Origin of the sequence: Kitasatospora sp. NPDC001527, assembly GCF_040298605.1 — a bacterium.
In the GTDB taxonomy this organism is placed as follows: domain Bacteria; phylum Actinomycetota; class Actinomycetes; order Streptomycetales; family Streptomycetaceae; genus Kitasatospora.
In genome coordinates, this window is record NZ_JBEPAM010000117.1 from 1 (window position 1) to 3,162 (window position 3,162).

2 protein-coding genes and 1 pseudogene are annotated in these 3,162 nt (G+C 68.8%); 2 read left to right on the forward strand and 1 reads right to left on the reverse strand.

The features are described from left to right. Positions 1-370: 370 nt before the first annotated feature. Positions 371-1,198, forward strand: coding sequence for a DUF4240 domain-containing protein (locus tag ABT238_RS38640; RefSeq protein WP_350566076.1), 828 nt, complete (start codon positions 371-373; stop codon positions 1,196-1,198). A gap of 107 nt (positions 1,199-1,305) precedes the next feature. Here the strand turns inward: ABT238_RS38640 and ABT238_RS38645 are convergent, their stop codons facing one another. Next, positions 1,306-1,869: a S1 RNA-binding domain-containing protein gene (locus ABT238_RS38645; RefSeq protein WP_350807364.1), complete on the reverse strand. Its 564-nt coding sequence runs from the start codon at positions 1,867-1,869 to the stop codon at positions 1,306-1,308. Between the two features lie 297 nt (positions 1,870-2,166). On the opposite strand from ABT238_RS38645, the pseudogene ABT238_RS38650 reads away from it, so the two are divergent. Continuing rightward, positions 2,167-3,162 (forward strand): annotated as a pseudogene (locus tag ABT238_RS38650) (hypothetical protein); the annotation flags it as partial.

Below are 3,162 nucleotides of genomic sequence, written 5' to 3' on the forward strand. Positions count from 1 at the left end.
CAAGTTCCTCGCTGAACGGGATGACACCGTTTCGGGTTCGTGAGGTGCCTGCCGGCACCTCGGCATATCTTCCCCGCACGAGCGGGGGTCAGCCGGCCAGCCCCGCCGCCGGGCAGCAGCCGCCGCAGTCCTCCCCGCGCAGGCGGGGGTCAGCCACCAAGCGCCTGGGCCGTTCACGAGTAGGGCTGACCATGGAGCTTCCAAGGCCCCCCAAGATCGCTTCCCATCCGCATGGTGATCGTTTCCCGGCCCGCTATGTCACAGGGGCGTGTGAGACTGCCGGGCAGCGCAGTGCGGCAACAGACGACAAAGGCTGGGTGCGATGGGATTCGAGGGCCAGGTCTGGCAGCTGGTACGCGGGGATGAGCTCGTGGGCGAGATCGTGGTCGAGGAGACCGACTTTCCCTGGCTCCGCGGACGATTCATCGCAAGCCCGGCCTTCGTCATGTTCGAGCCGCTGTTCGCCCGATCACAGGCACTTGCCGACGGTGAGGACTGGGAAGGCTTCGACGGCGCCTACGACGAGATCAGGAAGGCGCTGTCGCTGCTGTCGCCATCGGGACCGGTTGCCGAGTTCCTGCTCCACGTCCAGGGCAGGGACGCTTGGTTCAGATGGAGCGACGAGTCGTTCGACGACGAGGAAGAGCATGGTGATCACGCCGTGAACGAGTCGAGGGCTCCGCTGAACAGTGGCGTCGACCACGGCTTGCCGGTGATGACCTGGGAGCGGTTCTGGCAGCTCATCGAGGTGCTCGGCGGTGAGGCCGGCATCGAGACCTGCCAGGGTTTCGAGGACGCCTGCGGCCACCTGACCGAGGTTCTCTCGCGCGAACCGGTGAGTCAGATCATCGGCTTCGGAGAGCGTCTCGCGGAAGCTCTCTACCGGCTGGACCAGGCGGACTTCGGCACGCTGCCCGTCCTCGGGATGGAGCTGGCCGATGGTTCGCCGTTTCCGCAGTCGGACGACAGTTTCCTGTACTCGCGGGCTGCCGTCGTGGCCGCCGGCCGCCAGGCATACGAGAGCGTCTTCGGTCACCCGGAGCGGTTCGCGCCGTTCACCGCCTTGCACTGCGAGGAACTGCTCTACGTCCACGAGGAGGCGTTCGAGCAGGTGACCGGAACGGAATGGGACCGCCTCACCCGCTATGTCTACGAATCCTGCTCGAACACTGACGGTTGGCCCGATCTCCACAAGTGACAACCGAAAACGGCTGCCGAGGCGTCCGCTCGGCAGAGGTGGCCGCATCACTGGGGCTCGTCTGCTTCGACCTTCAGGCTCGGTGTCTCCGGGCGTGAGCCCGTGCCCTATGGCACGCGGTTGACTGACAGGCTGATCCGGCGCCGTTCGAGGTCGACGGCGAGGATACGCACGGAAATCTCCTGGCCGTCGCGGACCGCCTGCCCGGCCACCTCGGCGGGCGGGCCGGAGAACGCGGCGGCAGGTATGAGCCCCTCGACGCAGTGGGCGATGCGGACGAACGTTCCGATCGGCACGGTCTTGGTGACGCGTCCGTTGACGACTTGGCCGATGCGGTCGGCGAACGTGGGCAGCAGGTCCTCGTGGTGGGCCCACGTGGCGAGCGTGACTCCGACCTGGTGGTTGTGATCGGCGTGCCAGACGACTTCCCCGATGACACGCTGGCCGACCGCGGGCAGGTCCAGGCATCTGGGCATGGCGGTGACTTTGGCGAGGCCGACGGCGTCGGGCCGGCCGTCGATTGCGAGGAACACGCCGAAGGGCTGCCGCCCGACGACCTCGCCTGTGATCCGGGTACCGACGGGCAGGGCTCGGACGGTTTCGGTCCAGGCTTCGCGGGCGGTGGCTGCTCGGTCCTGGTAGGTCTCCCAGGGCCAGGAGTACTCACTCATGTGCTGATCATGGCAGTCGGGAGTCGCGCTCGTGCTGGTTCGTGCGCCTGCGGTCGGCGAACAGCCAGGCTGCGGATCGGAGTTGTTGGTTTGCGGCAAATGTGATCACGCCCTGCGGGCATTTGGGGTCCGGCCCTACGGTTGCGCACGGTATGTGGCCCGTTTGGGAGCGGCAGCGGCTTGAGCCTGCCAGCGCGTCTACCGGTCGTTCGACCGCCTGACCACCGCCCTGGACCCGGCTCGCACGGACCGCCGTCGGCGGCTCCCGCTCGCCGACGCGGCCGTCCACGCCGCCGCTTGGGAAGACGACCACGCCGACCGGCTGGCACTTCAGCGGAGGCAGCACCGAAGGCGAATTCGGACACAGCGCAACCCTCCTGGCCGCGGTCAGCCGCCGCCACCCCGCGAACCATCCGGCAGCCGGAACCCGAGCGAGCAAGCACCCCCAGCTCATCCTGGGCGCCCTCCTCGACACCCCCGGCAAACGCGTCGGCCCCAAACGCCGTCCACACGCTCCAAGCCCTCGTCCCGCTCGGCCTGCCCATCGGTCTGCTCGCCGCCGACCGCGCCTACACCGACCAGACCACCGAGCACTTCCAGCTGCACGTCCGCCAGCTCGGCTACCAGCTCGCCCTCGACTACAAGCAGGACCAGCGCGGCGTCCAGGGCAGCCACCTCGGCGCCGTCCTCGTCGACGGCACCCTCGCCTGCCCGCTCCTGCCCGAGGCCCTCGCCAACGCCACCACCGGGCTCGATGACAAGACGGTTCGCGATCCCAACGAGAGGCTGCGGCAGCGACTGGCGGCCAGGGAGCCCTACTTCCTCAAGCGCAAGCAGGGTCCCGACCGGCACGGGACGGTCCGCCTCCAGTGCCCTGCCGCCGGATCGTCCCCCTCCGTGACCCGCCCCCGTTTCAACCGCGTGCACCGGCCCCAGGCGGGTCCGCCCGCGGTGGTCGACCTCACCAGTGCCCGTTCCACCACGGCCCACCTCGCCGCGAAGCCCAGCGTCCAGATCGCCCCCGCCGAGCGCCTGCGCCCGCCCGCGGCCAGGGACCTGCCGCGGATCTGCCGCAAACCGACAATCACCGTTCGCCCCGGCGACCTCGGCAAGATCGACAAACTCCGCCAGGACCGCCCCTACCTCGGCCCGGCATGGCACGACGCCTACAAGCCCATGCGCGCCCACAACGAGGCCGTGGCTCTGTCCGTGAGAACGGGCAGCGGATGTACACCGGTTTGGGAGGCGGGCAACACCCGCGGGGATTCGAAATGTTCACGGGTTTTGACAGCA

Excerpts from the sequence above, each read along its gene's own strand:
- ABT238_RS38645 (WP_350807364.1), bottom strand. The coding sequence starts at position 1,869 with ATGAGTGAGTACTCCTGGCCCTGGGAGACCTACCAGGACCGAGCAGCC.